Origin of the sequence: Ewingella sp. AOP9-I1-14 (genome assembly GCF_052375995.1) — a bacterium.
Taxonomy (GTDB): domain Bacteria; phylum Pseudomonadota; class Gammaproteobacteria; order Enterobacterales; family Enterobacteriaceae; genus Ewingella; species Ewingella allii.
The window spans coordinates 1-1,179 of record NZ_JBQSVA010000038.1 but is presented as its reverse complement, the minus strand read 5'-3'; the positions used below and the strand labels follow the sequence as shown (position 1 = coordinate 1,179).

The 1,179-nt window shown below is 51.3% G+C and carries 1 protein-coding gene; it reads left to right on the top strand.

Annotation, left to right across the window (positions count from 1 at the left end):
* Positions 1-1,170 (top strand): elongation factor Tu (gene tuf / locus ACT3RT_RS23060; protein WP_496203783.1); only part of this gene is annotated, 1,170 nt, incomplete at its 5' end.
* Positions 1,171-1,179: the final 9 nt, after the last annotated feature.

The following is a 1,179-nucleotide window of genomic DNA, read 5'->3' as shown; positions in this document are numbered from 1 at the left end:
TTTGAACGTACAAAACCGCACGTTAACGTTGGTACTATCGGCCACGTTGACCACGGTAAAACTACCCTGACTGCTGCAATCACTACCGTTCTGGCTAAAACCTACGGCGGTGCTGCTCGTGCCTTCGACCAGATCGATAACGCGCCAGAAGAAAAAGCTCGTGGTATCACCATCAACACTTCTCACGTTGAATATGACACCCCAAGCCGTCACTACGCGCACGTAGACTGCCCAGGACACGCCGACTATGTGAAAAACATGATCACCGGTGCTGCTCAGATGGACGGCGCGATCCTGGTTGTGGCTGCAACTGATGGCCCTATGCCACAGACTCGTGAGCACATCCTGCTGGGTCGCCAGGTTGGCGTTCCATTCATGATCGTATTCATGAACAAATGCGACATGGTTGATGACGAAGAGCTGCTGGAACTGGTAGAAATGGAAGTTCGTGAACTTCTGTCTGCTTACGATTTCCCAGGCGACGACATCCCAGTTGTTCGTGGTTCAGCGCTGAAAGCACTGGAAGGCGAAGCAGAGTGGGAAGCTAAGATCATCGAACTGGCTGGCTTCCTGGATAGCTACATCCCAGAACCAGAGCGTGCGATTGACAAGCCATTCCTGCTGCCAATCGAAGACGTATTCTCCATCTCCGGTCGTGGTACCGTTGTTACCGGTCGTGTAGAGCGCGGTATCATCAAAGTTGGCGAAGAAGTTGAAATCGTTGGTATCAAAGACACCGTTAAGTCTACCTGTACCGGCGTTGAAATGTTCCGCAAACTGCTGGACGAAGGCCGTGCTGGTGAGAACGTTGGTGTTCTGCTGCGTGGTATCAAGCGTGAAGATATCGAACGTGGTCAGGTACTGGCTAAACCAGGTTCAATCAAACCACACACCAAATTTGACTCAGAAGTGTATATCCTGAGCAAAGATGAAGGCGGCCGTCATACTCCGTTCTTCAAAGGCTACCGTCCACAGTTCTACTTCCGTACAACTGACGTGACCGGTACCATCGAACTGCCAGAAGGCGTAGAGATGGTAATGCCAGGTGACAACATCAACATGGTAGTCACCCTGATCCACCCAATCGCGATGGATGACGGTCTGCGTTTCGCAATCCGTGAAGGTGGCCGTACTGTTGGTGCAGGTGTTGTTGCTAAAGTTATCGCTTAATCGCTGATA